The following is a 22,587-nucleotide window of genomic DNA, read 5'->3' as shown; positions in this document are numbered from 1 at the left end:
TTCAGCGACGGTCCTATCGGAGAAAAGTGCATCACCCGACGAAAGTTGTAGCCAGAACGCCTAAGCTGGAAGAAGTCGACAACAGCAACAACAGGCTCCTCCATGAAGGCATCAGTCATCGATACGACGATGGCGGCGTGGCTCGATGCGCTGCCATTCTGGCTCACGGCGGCGATCATCATCGCCGTCACCATCGCCGCCCATGCCTTGCTCAAGTATGTGCACTTCCGGCTGCGAAGACTCGGTGACAGCCGCTACTCCCTACTCGGCACCACCGCCAAGGCCGTCCATCCGCCGCTGGTGGGCGTGCTCTGGGTCTACGGACTCTTCGGCGCGGCCCGCTTTCTGGTTCCGAACGGCGTCGAGGGCCACGCGCTGATCATGACGGTGGCGCACTTCTGTGCCGCACTGCTCGGCGTCTGGCTGTTGATTCGCCTGTGCCGGCGACTGGTCGCCACCATGGATCGCTGGGGGAATTCGCGGACCTCGATACTGGAACGTTTCCTGGTGCCGTTCATGGCGCGCTGTCTGGCCGCACTGATCCCGATCTTCGTGCTGTTTTCGCTGTTCCCGGTCTTCATCACCTCGGCCAGCCTCGATGCGGCGCTGCACGACCTGACCAGCCTGATACTGATCGGCAGCATCGCCGGCGTGCTGATTCACGGGATCAACATCAGCGAGCGGGCATTGAGCGAGCGCTACAAGTTCGATGACGAGGACGCGGTCGCGCGCAAGGTGCACACGCAGATCACCGTGCTGCGAAAACTGATCAATTTCATCATCGTCATTCTGGCACTCGCCTCGATGCTGATGGTGTTCGAGAAAGTCCGCCAACTGGGCGCCAGCATCCTCGCTTCCGCCGGGATCCTGGGTGTGGTGCTGGGTTTCTCGGCGCAGAAGGTACTGGGCAACCTGATCGCCGGCATACAGATCGCCCTTACCCAGCCGATCCAGTTGAACGATTCGGTCATCGTCGAGGGCGAGTGGGGCTGGGTAGAAGAGTTGACGCTCACCTACGCGGTGGTGAGGACCTGGGATTGGCGCCGGGTCGTGTTGCCGATCACCTATTTCGTCGACCACCCCTTCGAGAACTGGACCCGCCGCGACAAGGACCTGATCGGCGTCGTCATTCTCTACGTCGACTACCACATGCCGATGGAGCCGCTAAGGGCCGAGTGCCAGCGAATCGCCGAGGCCTCGCCATTCTGGACCGGACGCGTCTGCAAGGTACAGATGCTGGAGATGACCGAGCGCAACAAGCAGCTACGTGTACTGATCAGCAGCAGCGGCGGCCCCAATACCTTCGATCTGCGCTGCGAGATCCGGGAAGGCCTGATCGACTTCATCTGCGGGAACTACCCCGAGTATCTGCCGACCCTGCGTCTGGACGTCCCCCAGCGCGATGGCGGCAACAAGCCATCGGACCCGGCGACAACGAGAACCGCGGGGGCCGACGACCAGGGCAGCAGGGCCGGGCCGGCCCAGTGATCACTCCCGGCGATAGACGTCGTCGAAGCGCTCGATATCGTCCTCGCCGAGGTAGCTGCCACTCTGGACTTCGATCAGCTCCAGCTCGATCTTGCCGGGGTTCTCGAGACGATGGACCACCCCCAGCGGGATATAGGTCGACTGATTCTCCTCCAGCAGGAAGGTCTCCTCGCCCCGCGTCACCCGCGCCGTACCACGCACCACGATCCAGTGCTCAGCGCGATGAAAATGCTTCTGGAGCGACAGCCGGCCACCCGGCCGCACGCTGATCTGCTTGACCTGGTACCGCTCGGCGGCATGCACGCCATCGTAGCTGCCCCAGGGACGGTGGACCCGGCGATGCTGGTCCCACTCGGTACGATGCTGGCGCTTGAGCGTCTCGGCAACGCGCTTGACCGCCTGTGACGCGTCGCGATGCGCCACCATCACTGCGTCCGGCGTCTCGACGATCATCAGGTCCCTCACGCCGATCGCCGCCACCAGACGGCTCTCGCTATGGATCAAACTCCCGGTCACGCCGTCGGCGATCACATCCCCACGCAGCGCGTTGTCATCCTCGTCCCTGGCAGAGATTTCCCACAGCGACTGCCAGGAGCCGACATCCGACCAACCGGCATCCAGCGCCACCACGCTGGCGTCCGGGGCGTCCTCCATCACGGCATAATCGATCGACTCGGCCTCGCAGGCGCTGAAGGCGTCCACCCCCACCCTCAGGAAATCGAGATCGACCTGACGTGCTTCCCAGGCCGACTTCACCGCCGATAGCATGGCCGGCCGCTGGCGCTCGAGGGCTTGCAGGTAACGATCCGCCCGCATCAGGAACATGCCGCTGTTCCAGAGATAGCGGCCACTGTCGAGGTAGGACTGCGCGGTCTTGGCATCCGGCTTCTCGACGAAACGCCGAATCGGCACCGCGCTATCGGCACTTGGAGTCTCCGCGGCCTCGATATAGCCGTAACCGGTTTCCGCCCGCGTCGGCGACACGCCGAACGTCACCAACCTGCCCTGCTCCGCCGCTGTCCGCGCCGGCGCGATCGCCGCGATCAGCGCCTGCGGGTCGGCCACCGCGTGATCGGCCGGCAAGACCAGCATCAGCGCATTGGCGTCCCGGTCAATGGCCTGTAACGCCGCCAGGGCAATCGCCGGCGCGGTATTGCGCAGCGCCGGCTCGAGCAGGATATCGCCGGTCATACCCGCCTCGCGCAGCTGCTCGGCCACCAGGAAGCGGTGCGCATCCTGGCAGACGACGATCGGCGCCGCCGGTGACAGCGAATCGAACCGCGCCAGTGTCTCCACCAGCATGCTGCGACGCCCGGTGATGGGCAGAAACTGTTTGGGGTGACTCGCGCGGGACATCGGCCACAGACGCGTGCCGGCACCGCCGGCCAATACCACGGGTATGAGCATCCTTGCCTCTCCTTCGCGCTCGCTTGTGGGGCTGGGCATGGTCAGGCGCTCAATGCGCCGGACGGCCGCTGATGCGTAGCGAATCACCACGGCCCACCGCAAAATAGAGCAGGCCGGCGGCACGCACCTGCTCAGGCTCGAACAGGTTGCGGCCATCCACGATGACCGGGGTCCGCAGCGTGCGCTGAAGATGAGCAAAATCCACCGTCCGGAAGGATTTCCATTCGGTGCAGATCACCAGCGCATCCGCTTCCTGCAGCGCCTCGTCGCGCCCCCCGACCAGCGTCAGATCGTCGCGCTCGCCGTAAATGCGTCGACACTCCTCCATGGCTTCCGGGTCGTACGCCCTAACCTTGGCGCCAGCGGCCCAGAGCGCTTCCATCAGGTGGCGACTCGGGGCTTCGCGCATGTCGTCGGTATTGGGCTTGAACGCCAGCCCCCAGACCGCCACCGTCTTGCCGTCCAGTTGCCCGTCGAACGCCTGGCCGAGCTTGTCGAACAGGGTCGACTTCTGGCGGTCGTTGACCGCCTCGACGGCATTGAGCAATTGCGGATCGTAGCCGATCTGGCTGGCGGTCCGCGCCAGCGCCTGGACGTCCTTCGGGAAGCAGGAGCCGCCATAACCGCAACCGGGATAGATAAAGTGGTAGCCGATCCGCGGGTCGCTGCCGATCCCTCGGCGAACCTGTTCGATATCCGCCCCCAACCGCTCGGCGAGGTTCGCGATCTCGTTCATGAAACTGATCTTGGTCGCCAGCATCGCATTGGCGGCGTACTTGGTCAGCTCCGCGCTGCGCACGTCCATGAACATCAGTTTCTCGACACGCCGGTTATAGGGCGCATAACACTCGCGCATCAGCGTTTTGACCCGCTCCGAGTCGGTACCCACGACGATGCGGGCGCCATGGGTGAAATCCTCGATAGCGGCCCCTTCCTTCAGAAATTCCGGATTCGAGCAGACATCGAAGTCGAGCGCGACGCCGCGCTCGCCCAGGGTCCCGGCGATGGCCTCGTGAACCCGATCCGCGGTACCGACAGGCACCGTGGACTTGTCGACCACGACCTTGTACTCCTCCATGTGCTGGCCGATGGTCTTGGCCACCGCCAGCACGTACTGCAGGTCGGCACTGCCATCCTCGTCCGGCGGCGTGCCCACGGCAATGAACTGCAGCGTGCCGAACGCCACCGCTTCCGCGGCGTCGGTGGTGAACAGCAGCCGCTGCTGGCCAACGTTCTCGGTGACCAGCGTCTCCAGCCCGGGTTCGTAGATCGGAATCTCGCCCTGCTTGAGCCGGGCGACCTTCTGCTCATCGATATCCATGCACATGACGTCATGGCCCGCATCGGCCAGACAGGCTCCGGTGACCAAGCCAACATATCCGGTACCGAAAATCGTGATTCGCATTGCTGTCCCTTCAACCATCGGATGAAAAAAGCGCGAGCCGCCACATCGCCTTCCTGCCTATGCATCGCACTCGCCACTATACGATTGTGGCCTATGGTAATCGGTTTTCGACGACGCGGCTCGGGTCGGCTGGTGAACGCCAATAAAGCGTGACCAGTCCCCCTACGATCAGGTTATGGACATAAATGCCGGTCCAGAACGAGAGGTAAGACTCGAATTGATTGACGATCAGCCAATAGCAGAAGAACGCCACCGCAAACAGCGCCACGTCGCTGGGCATATCACCCCGTGACCAGGCTCGCCAGGTGATGGTTCCGACCCAGGCTATCAATCCGATCATGCAGGCGAGCCCCAGGAAGCCGTAATTGACCAACGTCTCCAACAAGAAATTGTGAAGATGACCGAAGTGGGTTTTCACGTACTCCGGCAGCCATGGCGTGTGCTCGATCACCAGCTCGCGCCCGTTGCTGCCCCAGCCGATCCAGGGCCGTTCGCCGATCCACTGGGTGGCCGCGACCCAGGAGTGGATGCGAATGCCGATGCTGCTGTAGGGCAACGTGTCCAGCCGCCCCGACAGCAACTGCGCAATGATCTGGTCTTCCGCCAGCGCCCGGTCGGTCAGCACATGGCCGAACAACATCGTGACGATCGCACCCGCCAGAAGCAGCCCGGCGCCGATGCCCACGGTCAGCCGGTTCAGCAGCCGGACCCGATAGCGTTTCTTGGCGTAAACCCCGAGCACAAACAAGACCACGACCAAGGAGAGTAAAAGCGCCAACCAGACGGCCCGGGTCTGGCCGAACAGAATCCCCACCAGCACCATCAGGGTCATCCCGGCCCAGAGGCCCGCGCGGCCCAGACGAAACCCACCCGACCAACAGAACCGCCGGGCAAAGATACAGAGCCCCAGCAGCGCGACACCGAACAGCATCGAGGCATGCTGATTGTTCTGGATACCGAACCCAACGCGCTCCCCCTGCAAGCCGAGGACCCATGATTCACGCCCCTCGGGGTAAACAACCGTCGTCAGCAGAAAGGCCACCAGCGCGAGGCCCCACACCCAGAAGAGATGACGCAGGTTTCCTTTCAACCACCAGGCGATGGCGACGAAGATGAACAGCTTTGCCATTCTTTCCGTATCGGGGTTGGGCCTGGCCCATTGTGGATGATCGGCGATGGCGAGCCACCAACTGACGACCTGGACCAGGCAGATCGCCACCAGCAGGACCAACGCCCCGCTTTTGCGCCGCCAACCTCCGAACACCAGTAACGACGCCAGCCCCAGGAACGCCATGTAAGGCTCGATGACATCCTTCAGCGAATGCGCAGCGATTCCCAGGGCGGCATAGACCAGTACCAATGAAAAGCCCAACCACCAGAGTCCCCTAGGGCAGTACCAACCCATCCCTTTCCCTCATGCCTTTCACTTGAAAAAGAAAACGCCGCAGCGGCGGCGTCACAAACTCACCCATCTCGAAACGACCCTTCACGGGTATCTCGCCAATCGACCGGCCTCAATAGGCGTGGGGATTCGTGAACCCCCGGAAGAACGTCAGCAGAATGATTTTCAGGTCGAGCCACAGCGACCAGTTCTCGATATACCAGAGATCGTACTCGATCCGCTTGTTGAGATCCGTGTCGCCACGCCAGCCGTTGATCTGGGCCCATCCGGTAATGCCGGCCTTGACCATGTGCTTCTGCATGTAGCCCGGTATCTCGTGCTTGAATCGCTCGACGAATATCGTGCGCTCCGGCCGCGGACCGACGATGGACATGTCTCCGCGAAGCACGTTGATGAACTGCGGCAGCTCATCAAGGCTGGTCCGCCTCAATAAGGCCCCGAAGCGGGTCGTCGACTTGTTCCTCGCCCCGCCCCAATCCACACCGGATTGCTCGGTATCGACGTGCATGGAGCGAAACTTCAGCATCCAGAACGGCCGCCCATTCCAACTGACACGCTCCTGCCGATAAAAGATCGGCCCCCGGGAGCTGACTCTCACCCCCAGCGCCAGAATCAGGAGCAGGGGCGCGATCGTCACCAGGATCAGACTGGACAGCACCACATCCAATATGCGCTTCTTCATGCGCCGCCATCCTGTCATCGGCGAACAGCACACGTCGATGAGATGCTGCCCGGCGATGACCGATGTGCTGTGATTGATCAAGCGCAGATCCGACAGGTTCGGCATCAACCGGATATTGGCAGTGACCGTATCCAGCGCGTCGATGATGCGATGCGCATCATTCCCACGTGACAGTGGCAGACATACCCAGACTTCCTCCTCCTCGACCGTGATACGTCGTCCGAACTCGTAGTTATCGACGACGCCCTGGTATTTCTTGAGTCGCCGGCGGAGGCCGTAGTCCAGGACCAGAACGCGAGCGACATCGAACCCTTGCCCGGGGTCCCTGCGCAGCGCATAGAAAGCGTTGCGACACGAAGAAGCGTCGCCGATCAGCAATACCTTGCGCTGGTTCCGGCCATGCTTGCGCAGCCGGGTGATCAACGGATAGGCGATCCCGCGGGCGCTCGTGGAGAGCGCGAAGGCCAGCAACATCCATCCCAGCAGCCAGATACGCGAGTAGTCGAACAGCTGGAACGCGAACATCACCACGGCAAGTGCCACGCCCCAGGCCAGATAGCCCGCCAGGAGCTTGGCGACCATGGCCAGCCAGCGACGTCCCCGCCAGGAGCGGTAGAGCCCGAACAGCGGGAACAGCCAAAGCTGGATCAGGCCACCCACCAGGAGCGCCCACTGGTATCGTTCGTAGTGGACGACCACGCTATCGAATCGCCACGCGTAGGCGATCCACCCGGCCAACAGCACGGCACAGAAATCCGCCCCGCGAGACAGCAGGGCCATCAACCAGTCGTGACCTCGGGGCCGCGACCTCTCCTCTGCAGGCGACATTATCCTCTCCCCATCCTCACAACTTCCGATGAGAACAGCGCTCATCTGTCAGTCGCCGTCACTGGTGACCGACAGCCAAAACTCGGCCGCCCCGCCTAAAATCCCCGCCTCATCTTCAAGGCACCCCATCGCTCCAGAACGAACGCCTCCATTTCCCGATCGAATCGTTCACGCGAGAAGCTCTCGGCATGCTGCCGGATTTCGGAGGCGCCGAATGATACCCCTTTTGTCTCGAAATTTTCGACCGCTTCACGGATTGATTGCGGTGTCTGGCGATCGAAGTGGATGCCCGTCTTACCGTTCTGAACGGTCTCCAGCGCGCCACCGCGCGCATAGGCAATCACCGGCGTGCCACAGGCCTGCGCCTCGATCGGCATGATGCCGAAATCCTCCTCGGCGGCGAACACGAAAGCCTTGGCACGCTGCAGGTAACCACGGAGCTCCGCAAAAGGCTGATGGCCGAGGAATGTGATATTGGGGGTCAGCATTCGCCGAATCTTGTCCTCCTGATCGCCCTCCCCGATCACCACAAGCTGACGGTCCGGCATCTGGGAAAACGCCTCGACCACCAAGTCGATCCGCTTGTAGGGGACCAGGCGTGACGCCGCCAGGTAGAACGACTCCTTCTCGGGCACCAGCGAAAAATCATTGACGGCGACATTCGGATAGATGACATCGGCATCCCGGCCGTAGACCTTGCGGATGCGCCGGCCGATATAACGGGAATTGGCGATGAAATGGTCGACGCCATGCGCCGTGCGTACGTCCCAGATTCGAAACCGATGCAGCAGATAGCGCGCGAGCCAACCTTTCGGGCCGCGCCCCATCCCCGACTCGTTCAGATACTGGTGTTGAAAATCCCACGCGTAACGAATGGGGGTATGGCAGTAGCAGATATGAAGCTGATCCGGCCCAGTGAGAACCCCCTTGGCCACTGCATGCGAGCTCGATATCACGACATCGTAGGCGGACAGGTCGAACTGCTCCACGGCCAGCGGCATCAGCGGCAGGTATTTCTGATAATGCTTCAGCGCACCAGGCAATCGGGCGATGAACGACTCCGTCACCCGGACCTTTTCGAAGCCGGTTCCCTTGAATGCTTCGCGATTGAAGACACAGGTAAAGACATCGGCTTGAGGAAACAGCCCCAGAATGGCTTCCTCGACCTTCTCGGAACCGGCGTACGAGACGAGCCAGTCCGATATCAGCGCAACTTTCATTGGGAACTCTCTTTTTCAGTCATCTCATGCCTGACAAGATCCAGCATGCTCGACGTCCTGGATTCGTAGGTATATTCGCGGGCCAATCGCTGACGAGCATCGATACTCTCGTCGCGGTTCTCGTCGAGGGCACGGTCGACCTGGCGTACGAAATCCCCTTCTCCTTCCGCCATGAAGACCATTTCCTGGAATTCGGATAGCGCTTCCAGCCTCGTCGCGACGACCGGTTTCCCTGCAGCCAGATACTCGAAGAACTTCATCGGGAACATATTGGCGGTGTAATCGTTCAGCAGGCTGGGCAGGATCGCCACATCGAATCCCTTGAGGATGCCAGGCAGGTCGGCATAGGCCGCCGGCCCCGGGAAGTGGACATTAGGAAGCGCTTCGAGGCGGCTGATATCCGTGTAGGGATCGCCCTCCCCGATCTTGCCCACCAGGACGATCTGGTAGTCCGGGCGGGAGAGCGCCAGATGCTCGAGCAACGGGAAATCCACCTTGTAACCACTGATCGCCCCGACGAAACCTATCACCGGCTTGTCGAGGCGCGCCACGACGGGAGAAACGGGCGTCGAGGGCTCGCTCGCCCGGGAGAAGTGACGATAGTCGGCCACGTTGGGGAAGAACCACGTCTTGTCGTTCCACCGCTGCCGGGTCTCGAAGAGCCTGGGCGCGGTGACGAACACCACGTCGGATTCCTCCACCAGTCTCTTCTCGGACTCTTCGAGGATGAGAACCGGCATATCCGGCTGCGCCTTGATCTCGTCGACACAGTGATAGATGAGAAATCGGTATCGGGAAATATCCAGCAGGCGCAGCGTCAGCGGATTGTATGTCCAGAGCACGGGGTTCCGAAATCCATGACATCGCGTCAGAAGACGAATCATCAGCCCCAGAGAGAGCCGATTGATGCGGCGCACGAGAGAAAACCTCTGCAATGGTATGACGATCGGCGACCAGACGATCACGTTCTCCTCGACATGCCTGGGCCGCGAGAAGAAAGACTTCAATCTGGCGGCGATACGCTTCATGTCGGAGCGATTGAAACTGGGTTGGCGCAATCCCAGCGAATTGATGTAGAACACCCGATGCCCTCGCCTCGCCAGTTCACGAGCGACATGCTGCTTGTTGGTCCAGAACGGATTGTCCCAGTCTGCTGTCGACAACATCACAATGTCGAACTTCTCCATGACCACTCAACTCCTGACTTTACGTTGCCGGATCAGATCGACGATGCACTGACGGAAGGCAGGTATCACTAAGACGACGATCGACCAGTAGATAGCCGCGAACACCACGTTGCTAAATAGGTGCGACAACTCATGGTCGGGAGCCGGAATCCACTGGCCACACAGAAGATATCCGCAACAGGCGATGGCCAGGATCGGCAAGTAACGCCCGATCGATTTCACGAGACCACAGGCCCAGACCGTTCCGAGGAACAGCAGCAGGCCGTAGACGGCGTTTCCCAACCCCAAGGTCCAGGCGCCCAGCCATCGGTAGAGCAGCAGATTGGTCATCACGTTGCCGAAAAGCGCAGCCGCCATGATCCAAAGGACCTGGCGATTGCGCATTTTGGCGTTGAGCGCCTTGATCAGCACGTAGCCCACCACCTGGGCCCAAAGCCCGATCGCGGCGCCTTGCAGAATGGCCGCCGTGGTCGTGGACGAGACCGCATCGAACGCTCCCCGGGCGTAGACGACATCCACGATCGAAACCGCATTGTCGTAAAGAAACAGGCTGCCGGGCACCGCGATCAGCAACAGCAGCATCGTGACCCGCCGGAGTTGTCGATCCAGCGCCTCTCGACCCAGCACGCTCCAGCTCGACAGGCCAACGTAGGCGATCGGCATAGCGAGGAGCAGGATGATCGTCTCGGTGACGAAGCGCGAGTAGTCGATCGCCGCCACGGCGGTCAGGCTGATCATCGAGGCGACGGCCCGTTCCGTCACGATATTGCCCTGAAGCATGACGGGCAGCAGCAACAGCGGCCTCAGAGTGAGCCAGAACGCCCGTGCGACCTCACGCAACTCACCCCGCTGCCACGCCTCCGACCATCGAAGGCTGCGGGTGACGACCGCCCGATACAGGCTCCAGCCAAAGAGCCCCATGTAACTCGCGGTGAACCCCCAGGCCAACCAGCTGACGTGGCCAGTGAAATAGGCCAGCAGCACACCCGCGATCATGCCGAGATTCTGGACGGAGGGTCGCAGCGCCATGGGCACGAAGTCATCATGGGCCATCGCCTGGAAGATGAAGATCATGCTCCAGAGATAGAAAGGCACGCCCAACGCCATGATACGCAGCAACTCGACGGCAGTGGTCGTGGCGACGGAACCGAGCCCCGGCGCCAGCGTCTCCACCCAAAGGGGGGCCAGTACCGCAAGCCCGTAGCCGATGGCGACGGACAACAGCGTGAACAACCCGAGAATTTCCCAGAGCAGGACGATCGCCTTGTCGGGGGACTCGACAAGATAACGCTTGTAGAGCGGGATGAACGCGGCATTCAGGCTGTCACTGGTGAAGAAGTTGACAGGGACCAGCGTGCCGGTCTGAGCCACCCGGTAAGCACCAGCCGTCGCGCCGGTTCCGAAACAGGCTGCCGTCAGGACTTCACGAACCGCGCCCAACAGTTTTGAAAGGAGGTTGCCGCTGAAGACTTGAACAATGGCTCTCATCATGCCCAGTCCCCCTTCCACCAAACGCAAACCGGTATGTCATAGGTTAACAGGAATTTCATTTTACTGCCGGTTCGCTCTGTTGCGGTTGTCGCAAATAATTTTATGAAAGAGAGCAATATAGGAATCAGCCACACTCGACCAAGCGTACTGCCTTGCCGTCGATATTGCCTTTTCACCCATGCGACTCACAGCAGAGGGAACATCAATAAAGTACTTCACTTTGTCAGCTATATCTTTTGGATCTCGAGTTATTTCAAAACCATTATGACCATCGTGCAAATATTCAGTTATCCCACCAACCGGGCACATCAAAACCGGCAGGCCACAAGCCATGGATTCAACCCCAACCAATGCCCAAGTCTCATAGAAAGATGGCAGAACAAAGAGATCACACATATTTAGCAAAGCAGCGACATCCGACCTCTGCCCCAAAAACTTGACCCGATTTTCGACAGCCAATTTTTCCGCAATCTTCTTGTATTGGTCTATTTTAGACTGAGACCCGCCTCCCACCACGACAAGCTTAACGTGCTTCGGCAACAACGCCAAAGCTTCGACAACCAGTTTCAACCCTTTCCTATCAAACTCATGTCCAACAAAAATCAAACATAGGTCTTCCAAATCCAACCCAAAACTCAGCCTCAGGCCACAATTATCCTGGGGCAGGCCAGGCCGGTAAACATCCAGGTCGATACCATTGGGTATCACCACTACCTCACTCTTTATTTTTGGATAAACCTCAAGAAGCTCTCGTTTTTCGCGATCACTAAAACACACAATGACAGAATGAATATTAAAATAAAATCGAAGCCACTCCCTCAACAGCAAAAATAAATGAAAAGGATTTCTAACAATAATCCTAAACCTATTCTCTGAGCGCCTCAACATGGCCAAATGGAGACCATGGTTTACGTAGACGTCGCCATAAAGCACATCGGCATGGCACAAAACAACAGATTGGTCACTTGATTTCAAAAACTGCCTTCTTGCCCGCAACGTACCAAAAACTGTAAACTGGACAACCTCCTTCATTAGCTTTATTTTGCTAAAAAAAATCGACCTACCCATCGACTCTTTTTTTGCTTTTCCGAGAGTAAGATTCTGAGCCTCTATTCCTTTTCTTTTAAATTGAATACCAAGATTGTAGGCAACGCCATTGATTCCTCCACCAGGCCCTACATCCCTGACAACTTGAACGATCGACAACGGCAGCTTAGAAAGATTCATAAATCACCAATAAAAGGCAGCGGTACCGCTCCAGAAGATGAACCCACAATTAAAAACAATATCAACAAGCGCCTTTTAGAACTGATTCATAAATCCGTTCAAGAACTTTAGACTGGCACTTTATTTCAAACCTGTCCTGTACCATGACCTTCGCATTCAGTCCCATGCGGACATTGGTGTCATCGTCCGCGACTAGCTCTAGAAGGTATTTCTTGAGGTTCGTGACGGATTTTTCCTCGACGAGAAAGCCCGTCTTTCCATGAACGATTACCTCCGGTATACCACCATGATGAGTACCAACTAGCGGAATCCCCATTGCTGCCGCCTCGAGCAGCACCATTCCGAGACCTTCCATGTCCCCGGATGCCGCCTGGACACTGGGCAGGGCAAGGACCGAAGCACTGACTAATCTTGAGAGGACGGCATCGTGCGGAAGCGACCCCAGGAAATTGACCTTCCCGTTTAGCTTCAAGGAGTCGACGAGATCCTTGAGGTCCTTTTCCAAAGGGCCCTCTCCGATGATTTCCAGTTCGCAACCCGGCATTTTCCGGAGCAACTCATTGAATGCCTGAATGAGATAACGCGTCCCCTTCTTTTCCACCAGTCTTGCAACGTGAACTATCTTCTTGCTTCCGGCGGCGGGCGCCCTGGGCGGTATCATGGCAGAGTCGATCCCCGTGTAGTGGACGAAGGTCTTCTCTTCGGGAAAGCCCAGTTCCAGCACGCGCTCTCGGATATAGTTCGATACACAAAGAAAGACGTCGCCATCTCGGGCCAGCTGCTTTCGAAACAGCAAATAGTGGTACCAAGCGGGAGAGCCGGATGTCAGGAGCCCTCTTCTGCTGGTCGTGGCATCAAACCCATGAAACGTGGTGACTAGCGGGACGCCAAGTCTTCTAGTCAGTGGTAGCGCGTAGACGGCATCCACGCCGAAGTGGGCATGAATGATGTCGACCGGCTCATCCCTCAGAAGTCGAACGTACTCACCGGGGTGGCGAGTCAGTGCATTGACCGTTTGATTCCCCCGCGCGACGGTTCCCTGCGAACGATCCAGCGATAGATACCTTGCGCCCTCCGGCGCTCTACCCAGCAGCTTCCTGCCGATATAAACCGGTTCGAAATGGGTTAACGCCTGTGCCTGCTGAGTTATGAAAGGTTCGGAAAACTTAAACAATTGATTCCGAAATATGCCCACTCGCTTAAGCTGCACTAGCGCGCTTCCTTTCTGATAGATTGTCGATCCCGGCAATGACGAGCGCCAGCAGTGTCACCTGATGAGCATCGCCAAGGAGCCCGGTATTATCCCCCATGCCATGCACGGTCAACCAGACCCACGCCCCCGTCAACGCCATCGCCATCCTAAGGCCATGTTCTTTTTCACGATTTTTGCCGATCGCTGAAAGAGAGATCCCGCTCCAATGCCATAACAACAGGATCGCAAAAACAACCGACAGTGCCCCGCTCTGGCTCCAGAGATAGATAAAGGTATTATGCGGAGGAAAGCCATCGCGCAACTCGACCCCCTCCTCGCCCAGTCTCTTGACATAACCGGAAAACCCTTCCTGCCATCCCCCGTACCCTTGCCCGACAATAGGCTTTTCTTCGAATGCCTCTAGGCCGTATTGCCATATCAGCAGTCGACTGCTCAGCGAATCTTCAGCATTATCCAGTGCCGCACCTCGCGGGTTCCGTTCGTCAGAAATCGCGGTTGGCGCGGAAACCTGGCCGATATCTTGACTCGCGATCGTCTCAAAGAACTGTTGTGGAATCGAGCTGTAGAACAATATCATCATCGACGCCGTGATCGCTCCCAGTACCAGGGCCATTCTGGCGGCCTGGAGGTTTTTCAGAACGAAAGCAGCTGCCAGATAAACAATGGTCAGGCCGATCAAGATAACCGTCGCCGTCTTCGATCCCGTCGAAAAAACGGCGACGAGCAGTGGAAGGCTGATGCCCCAAGCCAGCCGAGGGCGCTTGATACAAGCCAACGCACAGAGTGAAAGCATACCCAGGTAGCAGCTTGCCACGTTGGCGTTGACGAATATGCCGCCAGCTTTCACTGGGTCGAAAACATTGTTACGGATGCTGCCATCGGCCAACCCCTGCTGAACATTGGGGTTGATGAAAATACCACTCCACTCGGATAACAGGAAGGCGTTCTCCAATTCCGGGAAGATACGACAAACGACAATGAATCCCGCTAACAGATAGCACCCTAGGGCAAAAGCCCATGTGGCTGGTTGCCTTCTAAGCTTTTCCCAATCACTATGCTTTGCCGCTGAGAACACGACGATAAAGATCGCCTCATAAACAATGAATTTTATCCCCAGTGCTTTATCAACTGACCATGCAAGAGCAAGGCATTGTGTCGCCATCAGCGCTATCAATAGTAGAACTGTTCTATCTCTGGCCAGTTTCTTGTATCGAATTATTAACTCAGGAAATAGCAGAACAACGGCTACGAGAGCCAGAGGAAGCCACATCCCCATCACTTTAATGACGAAAAATTGAGGTAATGACAACAGTAAAACAAAACCCAGCCGGCTTTCGAGGCTAATCGAGGGCGTCATGAGCGGAATCCTTTCCACTACGGGGTTGAATTGAGGTTAGAAGCAACCGGCCTAACTTCCAGCTACCGCTCATGCCATACAAAGACAGGTAATTTTAAAAACACAAAAAAACTACGACAGCGTCATTCAGACGTCCATTCTCACGATATTTTTTTATATTCCATCAGCGTGCTCAACATTTTATGCACGCAGCGCTGACTCAAAGCATATTCTTGCATCAGATGTTGCAAGCGATCCTTGAAATCGGAATCTTTTTGACCTACCGATACTTTCTCGGCTCGCCGGGGCCTGCCATCCAGCTCGCGCAGGGCTTCGGCAAAGGCATCATCAAGTTCACGAAACTTACGAAGCTTCTCACGTTCATTCATGGTGCGTGACATAGTGATTTATCAAGGAACCCTATCAAGAAAAAGAGAAATCCACGCATCGTCAGCGGTGCTGCCTTCTGGTCAGCACGGAAAGAGTCACTGTTTGCCGACAGGAGATTCAGCATTTTGCCATTGACACGGACTGGCTCAGTCTAGCGAAAGACACCCGAAAAATCACCATGCCCGCGCTTGACCAGGCCAGGGACCGGAAAAGCGGGTGAGCGTGGGAACGACCGAATCAATAGTGGTGTTCGATAGTGACCTGGAATGATCGTGTCCAGCGTCGCCAAGAATGGCTCCGGCATCGTCGTGGCCAGTCCCACCACGACCAGCACCCGCACCCGCACCCGCACCCGCACCCGCACCCGCACCCGCACCCGCACCCGATTCGACCCTACCGAGGGCGTCTCGAACATCGATCGCCACATAATCCAGATGCCAGGTCAATGCGCTCCCCGATGGATAGGAAACGATGGCGTAACGACGCCGGGGCCCGCGCAGCGCGCGACGAGCAGGTTCGCCCGTTTCGCTCAGGATGCGTAGGTAAATATCACACGCTCGTATTGGACCGGCACTCACTCCACGGCCTGGAGCCCGTTGCGACCTCGCTTGCCCGAATCCAACAAACTCGATGAGGAAGCCCAAAAAGGTAACAACAGGTAACTTATAGAAGACTTTTGTTTCTCGGCTTTTTGCCGTCAGGTCTCATACAGTCACCATATTCCCCACAACCATGCGGCCTCACATGGTGGCGCTCTTGCCAGTCCCGAACCACGTACGTCAAAAATTTCTCAAACGAGGCTAAAGCGACATCGGGGAGCGCCGATAACTGGAACAACGGCGACGGAGCCGTTGCAGCAAGATCCGGCAACACCTGCCATGAGCGCAGCGGATCAGGCCCAAATTGCCCTCTCAAGTGAGAAAGGAATACGACAATGGCAGTTATCAATACCAACATCACCTCCCTGATCGGTCAGAACAACCTGAACAAGTCTCAGGGCCAACTTCAGACTGCGATGGAGCGTCTCTCCTCCGGTCTGCGCATCAACAGCGCCAAGGACGATGCTGCCGGCCAGGCCATCGCCAACCGCATGACCTCTACCGTCACCGGCCTGACCCAAGCCAGCCGTAACGCCAACGACGGCATCTCTCTGGCCCAGACTGCCGAAGGCTCGCTGGATCAGATCAACGACAACCTTCAGCGTATCCGTGAACTGACCGTACAGGCCCAGAACGGTACCAACAGTGCCCAGGACATCGACTCCATCCAGAAGGAAGTCAACCAGCGCCTGGAAGAGATCAACCGCGTTACGACTCAAACGTCCTTCAACGGGACCAACGTGTTCAAGACCAACGCCAGCGATTCTTCCTTCAGCATCCAGGTCGGTTCCAAAGACGGCGAGACCATCAGCATCACCATCGGCGGCGCCAGCGCTTCCGGTACCTCCAGCACTGGCACCTCCGGCTGGAACATGTACACCAGCACCGCTACTGCGGCCGCAGCCTCTGTCAACGGCGAAAGCCGCGCTGTCAGCACCAACGGCTTCGACGTGCTCGCCAGCAGTGCACTCGCCATTCTGGACAACAAGCTCAACAACGTCGACAACGAGCGTAGCAACCTCGGTGCGGTCCAGAACCGTTTCGAGACTGCTATCGACAACATCACCACGACCTCGACCAACCTGTCCGCCGCACGTTCGCGCATCGAAGACGCCGACTATGCGGTCGAAGTCTCCAACATGACACGCGCCAACATCCTGCAGCAGGCCGGCACCTCGGTCCTGGCCCAGGCCAACCAGTCTCCGCAGAGCGTTCTGTCACTGCTCCAGTAAGCACGCCAAGGCAGTAAAGGAGGCCGGCAATATGCCGGCCTTTTTACGTTTCGGTTCGCGACGATAAAAGGCTTGGAGTGACATCACTTCGTCGCTTCGAATCTCTTCGAGTGTGGGAAGCTGATCCAATCCTCGTCAGCACCACATCGGAATACGGATTCTTATGAGCCAGAGTCTTCAAGCCCCCGCCTCCCGTCAGAAACAATTCATGGACCTCTATCGGCAGGGCAAGCACAAACTCGCCATGACGGAAGCCGAGAAACTGGTCCAGAACTATCCCGAGGATGCTTTCGGCTGGAAAGCCTTGGGCAACTGTCAGCTGCAGATTGTCCCCGATGAGGCCAAAGAGACACTGGAAAGAGCTTACTCGCTCGATCCCGATGATCCCTTGACGCTGACGGCACTGGCACGAGCCTGTTTCATGTCGGGAGAGAAGCAGCGGGCCCAGACATTGCAGGCCCGTAGTATCGAACTCGATTCCGGCAACGCCCAAGCCCATTTCAACATGGGTCATATGCTTTACCAGATGGGCTCCTATTCGGAGGCAGAAAAGTTTCTGTCGAAAGCCGAGGAGCTAGGTCACTCTCCTGCAGAAGTCCTGGCCATGCGCAGCGTGATCCTCTCGCTCCATTTCAAGTTCAAGGAAGGGCTGGAGGCCCTGAATCGTCTTTATACGTTGAGACCTAAAGACCCTACCGTGCACAACACCCTCGGCAACTACCACAAGGATATGGCGGACTTTAAAAAGGCCGAGTGGCATTATCGAGAAGCCCTGCGCTTGAGACCCGACTATTCGGGTGCCTACTCCAATGAGATTCTGACCAAGCACTATGATCCAGAAGCCTCGGCAGAGAGCATCCTTCAGAAGTCGAAAAAATGGAGCGCGCGTTTCAAGCCGCCCCAAGTCTTCGATCACGGTGAGAAGGATACGTCCCCGAATCGCCGGTTAAGGGTGGGCCTGCTGTCGGGGAACCTGCGCGCCCATCCGGTTGGCTGGATGATCAGTAGCGCCCTCGAGCAGCTCCCGGACGATATCGAAATTCATGCTTATTCCGATACCGACGCCGGAGACAATGATCCTATTGCCAAACGCATCAAGCAGGCCTGCGAGTGGAAGCCCGTCTATCACTTGAATCATCGCCAACTCGCCGAGAGGATCTTTGAGGACGATATCGATATTCTGATCGAGCTTGCCGGACATGGCGGTCTCAACCGATTGCCGACCGTCGATACGAAACCGGCCCCCGTTGTTGTCAAATGGGTCGGCATGCAGATCAGCAGCATGGGTATTGATGCATTCGACTACTTCCTGAGTGACAGCTATGAAACCCCGGCGGGCGTCGACCACCTCTATACCGAAAAGCTCATCCGCCTGCCGGACGACTATATCTGTTATCAGCCACCGAGCTACAAACCGGCCATTACCGCTCTCCCCTCTCTTAGCAATGGCTACATCACCTTCGGCTGCTTCAACAATCCCGCCAAGGTCAACGACACTCTGCTGGCCGAGTGGGCAATTCTCCTGCAACAGCTGCCGGGTAGCCGCCTATTCCTGAAAGGCGGTCAGTACAGCAGTGATGAGGTGTGCGAGCGCGTACTCACGACGCTGGAAAAACACGGCGTCGAGCGGTCGAGAGTCCTACTGGAAGGTCCATCGCAGCACAAGGAGCTACTGGAGAGCTACAACCGTGTCGATATCGCGCTGGATACCTGGCCGTACTCCGGCGGCCTGACGACATGTGAAGCCCTGCTAATGGGCGTTCCCGTTGTCACTCACACCGGCCCTACTTTTGCCGGCCGCCATAGCGCGACCCACCTGTGTAACGCCGGCATGCCGGAATTGGTGACGGATAACTGGGACGACTACCGCAAGCGTGTTCTCGACCTCGCTTCGGACCTACCGAGTCTGGCAGTGATCCGAGCTGCGCTACGAACTTATCTGGAACAGTCACCCATCTGCGATGCCCCACGCTTTGCCCGGAATCTGCACAAAGCGATACGAGCTATCTGGCAACGCCACTGTGAAGACAAGGCACCGGCAGCCCTGACTTTCAACAAAGGCGGCCAAGCTTGGTTCGAAGATGAAGTCAAGCCCGTCAAAATACCCGCGACGCTTCTAAGGGAGTTCGATTGGGGTCTGGAGAGCCCAATCACGATTCTGGAAAATGGCTGCAATATCGTCAACCGTGGCGACATCAAGAGCCTGCTCGGTACCGGCCACGTGGCAATGCTGGTCTTCGATCCCGCCTGTGGGCTCGATAATGCGAGTGAGCTTTCTCAATATGGCGAACTGCAGCACCTACCCCAGGTCACCCTTGGAGATGGACGTCCGACCCCCGTGATACTCAGTGATACGGGAGAAGAACCTGTCACCCTTGAGCCATTGAAAAGACCTGATGCCATCAACCTTGAGACATTCGATATCGCCAGCGTTTCCTTGAACGGTATCGAAGGGCTGGAGAGCATCGATTTGCTGGCGCTCGATGACCGGCACGACAATCTAAAAATTCTTGACCATGGTTCTCAGGCGTTGGCAAATACGCTTGTCCTACAGATTAAGATAAGATTCAACCCAATCTATAAAAAACAAGCAGAACTAGGCGATTTGATTCGGTGGGCCGATGAAAACGGATTTCAATTCTATCGTTTTCATTCGGCCTCATATGCCGCCAGTGCACAGGACACAGCCTCGAAAGCCGACTTTCGAGCGTCTCAACTGATCAGTGCCGACGCACTATTAATACCAAATGACGCCCGCCTATCTACCTTAAGCGAGACTCAGAAAAAGAAGCTGGCGTTTCTTGCATACAGCCTTTACGGCATTGAAGATTTCAAGGCGCTATCAGCTTCACTTAACGAAGAAAGCAATGAGAACTCCAGCCTCGATGCGCTGAAGGACAGTAAAGGAGATCTTCTCACTTACAACGATATTATTTCGTTGATAAGTAAAGAAAGCCCCCTGGATCAAGAAAATGGTGCTGTCATAGTCGGCCTGACAGACAACCTGAATCGATTCGATAAAAGCGCAATCGATGGTTTGGTTGAAAGCTGCAAAGACCTACTCGAGTGGCAACAGAGCAATAACGCCGCATTTTTCATTCTCACTCATGCGCTACTAGAACAAAAAGAGAGCTTAGCGACCAGTGAAAAAACAGAACATCTAAAAAGTCGGTTAGCAAGGGTAAACTGGGAGCACAAAAGGCCGCTCTACGATTACTGGCTATCTCAAGAAATCGTGAAAAACCATCGGGATGATTTCGATATATCGGCTATTGTTATAGCAAATCGATTCAAACCAGAAATCGTGAAAAACCTCTCAAAACTTCGCGAGGAGGGCGGAAAAAGCTTACAGATCGTTTTTGTCAACAACGGTTGCCCAAACGAGGAATTCAAAGCCATAGAGCCTTGGGTAGACACTTGGCTAAAAACTTCTGGAAACGCGGGTGCATATCTGGCACGCAATATTGGCGCGCTATACAGCGACGCTCCTCTCCTTTTATTCGTAGATGATGATGGTATTCCTGAACCGGGTTTCATTAGCAGCCACATTGTGGCCCATAAAAAATGGGATATTATTTCACTGCGGGGCGTTTATCGTCAGCCGTCAGGGTCGACTGGACCCAGCCACTATTATCCCTCCGACAAGCCGTTCCCGGCTCCTCCGGAGCTGGAGGGTAATGCCTCATTTGCAGCAAAGCCATTCTTCGAAATAGGAGGATGGGGAGACTACATACTGTTCGGCCATGGCGGTGTGGATATCTCGCATAGACTAATTCAAGCGGGATATTCTGCCCGCAAACAGGCTTACGACCCTGGCCCGGTGTTGATCCACGAATATATTCGTGGCCAGGATCACGCCAGAGAAAAGTTTCGCAAGCAGGCCGACTCATTGGTGTTGCTGAACGCTTTTCACTCCCAAATATCAAGGCATTTTTCTCTTCTCCAGGAGGCCAAGAACCAGGGACTCATCAGTCGGGACCCTGCTGCCCGTGAATCATACGGAGAAGATAGTCGCTTTTCTCCGAAAATCGATAGAAAGATTCCAGAACAGCAAAATGACAGCCGGAATGCACTGGTAGAACCTAAGGTCACCTTACCTCCAGAGGTAGAAAGTTACATTACCGACCTATATCAGAAAAGCTCTGTCATTCTCGAATACGGGAGTGGGGGCTCTACGATCATCGCTGCTAAAATGTCCAACAAGCACATTACTTCAGTGGAAAATGATGCTGCTTGGGCCCGTAACATGGACCGCTATATCGAATCCACCGATCTCTTGTCGCGCCCAAAAATTATGCATGTCGATGTCGGCGAGACTGGTCTTTGGGCAAAACTCAAGAATGACGCAAAGTGGCGCAATTTCCATCGATATCCGACTCAAGCATGGCATCGCGATGACTTCGTGCACCCAGATGTGGTTCTGATAGATGGTAGATTTCGGCGAGCGTGCTTTATAACGACCTTCTTGATGATCGAGAAGCCCACCATCGTGCTTTTCGATGATTATACAGATCGGCACTACTACCATGAGATAGAAAGATTGGCAGAGCCAACCGAGACCGTGGGTAGAATGGCACGCTTTGATCTGGAGCCTAACTCGCTACCGAGAAAACATTTGGCATGGATATTGGAAAATTACAACAAAGTTGCGCATGAAAGATCATAGTAACGATAAAGACGTTTCTAGCATGCTGATTTGATGTCAGTTCAATAACCCAAAGCCGGCTCCGTGCAGCCGGCCGGGTTCTATTTATAAAAACGGCGTCCATTATTATTCATAAACCGCTAAATTTAATAAATCTCAGGCTATAGCTAAATATCAAAGAATGACGATTCATACCGCTCGCTTATATTTGGCGCATCCACTATTTTTCACTTCAGGCCCCTGAGGCTGGCGCGCTCCGGTCATCCGCCGGGGAGGTACCGGCTTCTGCAACCGGAGACGGCTCCGCGCCGAGGCGAGCCGACTCCGGGGCCGTTGATTCGGCGCGTGCCGTCCCGGTCTCGAAGGCATCCCTGAGCTCATTCTGTTCCGGCTCCATGTCGATGTTGCCGTGAAATGCCGCGCCATCTTCCAGTACCAGGCCGGGAGAGTGAAGTTGGCCATTGACGACGGCCCCTGCTTTCAGCGTGATCTTCTCGGCGGCGATCAGGGTGCCATCCACTCGTCCTTTCACCGTAAGCTCCCTGGCTACCATCCGGCCTTCCACCACGCCCTCGGCGCCGACGGTGACGGCGTGCTTCCGAAACAGGACGTCGCCCAGGATCCGACCCTCGATAAGGAGGTCCTCTTCGCCACTGATATCGCCTTGTAGGGTCGTCTTGCCCCCGATTCGAGAGAGGCCGTGAGTGGGAACGGGGTTGCCGCCAGATGACGCCGGGCTGTCGCTGTCACGGGATGGAGCCACCGGCTGCCGATTATTGTGGTTGGATTTTTGAAACATATCGCAGTTCTCTGTCGCTGTCGGAAGATGGCGGGT

The 22,587-nt window shown here is 56.8% G+C and carries 16 protein-coding genes; 3 read left to right on the top strand and 13 right to left on the bottom strand.

Annotated elements, in window-relative coordinates; all coding sequences use genetic code 11:
• Positions 1–102 precede the first annotated feature (102 nt).
• Positions 103–1,488 carry a mechanosensitive ion channel family protein gene (locus DOM54_RS10560; RefSeq protein ID WP_240613856.1) on the top strand — a complete coding sequence of 462 codons (1,386 nt, stop codon included), beginning with the start codon at positions 103–105 and terminating at the stop codon, positions 1,486–1,488.
• On the opposite strand, the gene DOM54_RS10555 is transcribed toward DOM54_RS10560, so the two are convergent.
• The 12 genes from DOM54_RS10555 to DOM54_RS20265 form a co-directional block, all read right to left on the bottom strand.
• The gene (locus tag DOM54_RS10555) at positions 1,489–2,895 is read right to left on the bottom strand and encodes a mannose-1-phosphate guanylyltransferase/mannose-6-phosphate isomerase (RefSeq protein WP_110716279.1); all 1,407 of its coding nucleotides are present in this window, start codon (positions 2,893–2,895) and stop codon (positions 1,489–1,491) included.
• A 49-nt stretch (positions 2,896–2,944) separates the two neighbouring features.
• Positions 2,945–4,300, bottom strand: a complete 1,356-nt coding sequence (locus DOM54_RS10550; RefSeq protein ID WP_110716278.1) for a UDP-glucose dehydrogenase family protein — start codon at positions 4,298–4,300, stop codon at positions 2,945–2,947.
• 91 nt (positions 4,301–4,391) lie between these two features.
• Entirely contained in the window at positions 4,392–5,705 is a 1,314-nt protein-coding gene (locus DOM54_RS10545) for an O-antigen ligase family protein (RefSeq protein WP_240613855.1), read from the bottom strand.
• Between the two features lie 109 nt (positions 5,706–5,814).
• Positions 5,815–7,164: an undecaprenyl-phosphate glucose phosphotransferase gene (locus tag DOM54_RS10540; RefSeq protein WP_110716277.1), complete on the bottom strand. Its 1,350-nt coding sequence runs from the start codon at positions 7,162–7,164 to the stop codon at positions 5,815–5,817.
• Between the two features lie 143 nt (positions 7,165–7,307).
• Entirely contained in the window at positions 7,308–8,432 is a 1,125-nt protein-coding gene (locus tag DOM54_RS10535) for a glycosyltransferase family 4 protein (protein ID WP_110716276.1), read from the bottom strand.
• On the bottom strand, positions 8,429–9,619 hold the full coding sequence (locus tag DOM54_RS10530; protein WP_110716275.1) for a glycosyltransferase: 1,191 nt from the start codon (positions 9,617–9,619) through the stop codon (positions 8,429–8,431). The genes DOM54_RS10535 and DOM54_RS10530 overlap by 4 nt, the downstream gene beginning before the upstream one ends.
• 6 nt (positions 9,620–9,625) lie before the next feature.
• Entirely contained in the window at positions 9,626–11,110 is a 1,485-nt protein-coding gene (gene murJ, locus DOM54_RS10525; protein ID WP_110716274.1) for a murein biosynthesis integral membrane protein MurJ, read from the bottom strand.
• Between the two features lie 60 nt (positions 11,111–11,170).
• The gene (locus DOM54_RS10520; RefSeq protein ID WP_110716273.1) at positions 11,171–12,337 is read right to left on the bottom strand and encodes a glycosyltransferase family 4 protein; all 1,167 of its coding nucleotides are present in this window, start codon (positions 12,335–12,337) and stop codon (positions 11,171–11,173) included.
• A 61-nt stretch (positions 12,338–12,398) separates the two neighbouring features.
• On the bottom strand, positions 12,399–13,511 hold the full coding sequence (locus DOM54_RS10515; protein WP_162619830.1) for a glycosyltransferase: 1,113 nt from the start codon (positions 13,509–13,511) through the stop codon (positions 12,399–12,401).
• A gap of 25 nt (positions 13,512–13,536) precedes the next feature.
• Complete coding sequence (locus tag DOM54_RS10510; RefSeq protein WP_110716271.1) at positions 13,537–14,907, bottom strand: O-antigen ligase family protein; 1,371 nt, start codon at positions 14,905–14,907, stop codon at positions 13,537–13,539.
• A 140-nt stretch (positions 14,908–15,047) separates the two neighbouring features.
• A complete protein-coding gene (locus tag DOM54_RS10505) occupies positions 15,048–15,287 on the bottom strand; it encodes a hypothetical protein (protein ID WP_338067021.1) in 240 nt (79 codons plus the stop codon).
• A 140-nt stretch (positions 15,288–15,427) separates the two neighbouring features.
• Positions 15,428–15,691, bottom strand: coding sequence for a hypothetical protein (locus DOM54_RS20265; protein ID WP_206019073.1), 264 nt, complete (start codon positions 15,689–15,691; stop codon positions 15,428–15,430).
• Between the two features lie 519 nt (positions 15,692–16,210).
• Here DOM54_RS20265 and DOM54_RS10495 point away from each other — a divergent pair.
• On the top strand, positions 16,211–17,107 hold the full coding sequence (locus DOM54_RS10495) for a flagellin N-terminal helical domain-containing protein (RefSeq protein WP_110716270.1): 897 nt from the start codon (positions 16,211–16,213) through the stop codon (positions 17,105–17,107).
• A gap of 163 nt (positions 17,108–17,270) precedes the next feature.
• On the top strand, positions 17,271–21,773 hold the full coding sequence (locus tag DOM54_RS10490; protein WP_110716269.1) for an O-linked N-acetylglucosamine transferase family protein: 4,503 nt from the start codon (positions 17,271–17,273) through the stop codon (positions 21,771–21,773).
• Between the two features lie 211 nt (positions 21,774–21,984).
• Here DOM54_RS10490 and DOM54_RS10485 read toward each other — a convergent pair whose 3' ends face one another.
• On the bottom strand, positions 21,985–22,551 hold the full coding sequence (locus DOM54_RS10485; protein ID WP_110716268.1) for a bactofilin family protein: 567 nt from the start codon (positions 22,549–22,551) through the stop codon (positions 21,985–21,987).
• Between the last annotated feature and the right edge of the window lie 36 nt (positions 22,552–22,587).

The sequence above is a fragment of the Salinicola acroporae genome, assembly GCF_003206615.1.
GTDB classification, from domain to species: Bacteria; Pseudomonadota; Gammaproteobacteria; order Pseudomonadales; family Halomonadaceae; genus Salinicola; species Salinicola acroporae.
The sequence above is the reverse complement of the archived record's forward strand: the minus strand, read 5'-3'. Positions and strand labels throughout refer to the sequence as shown.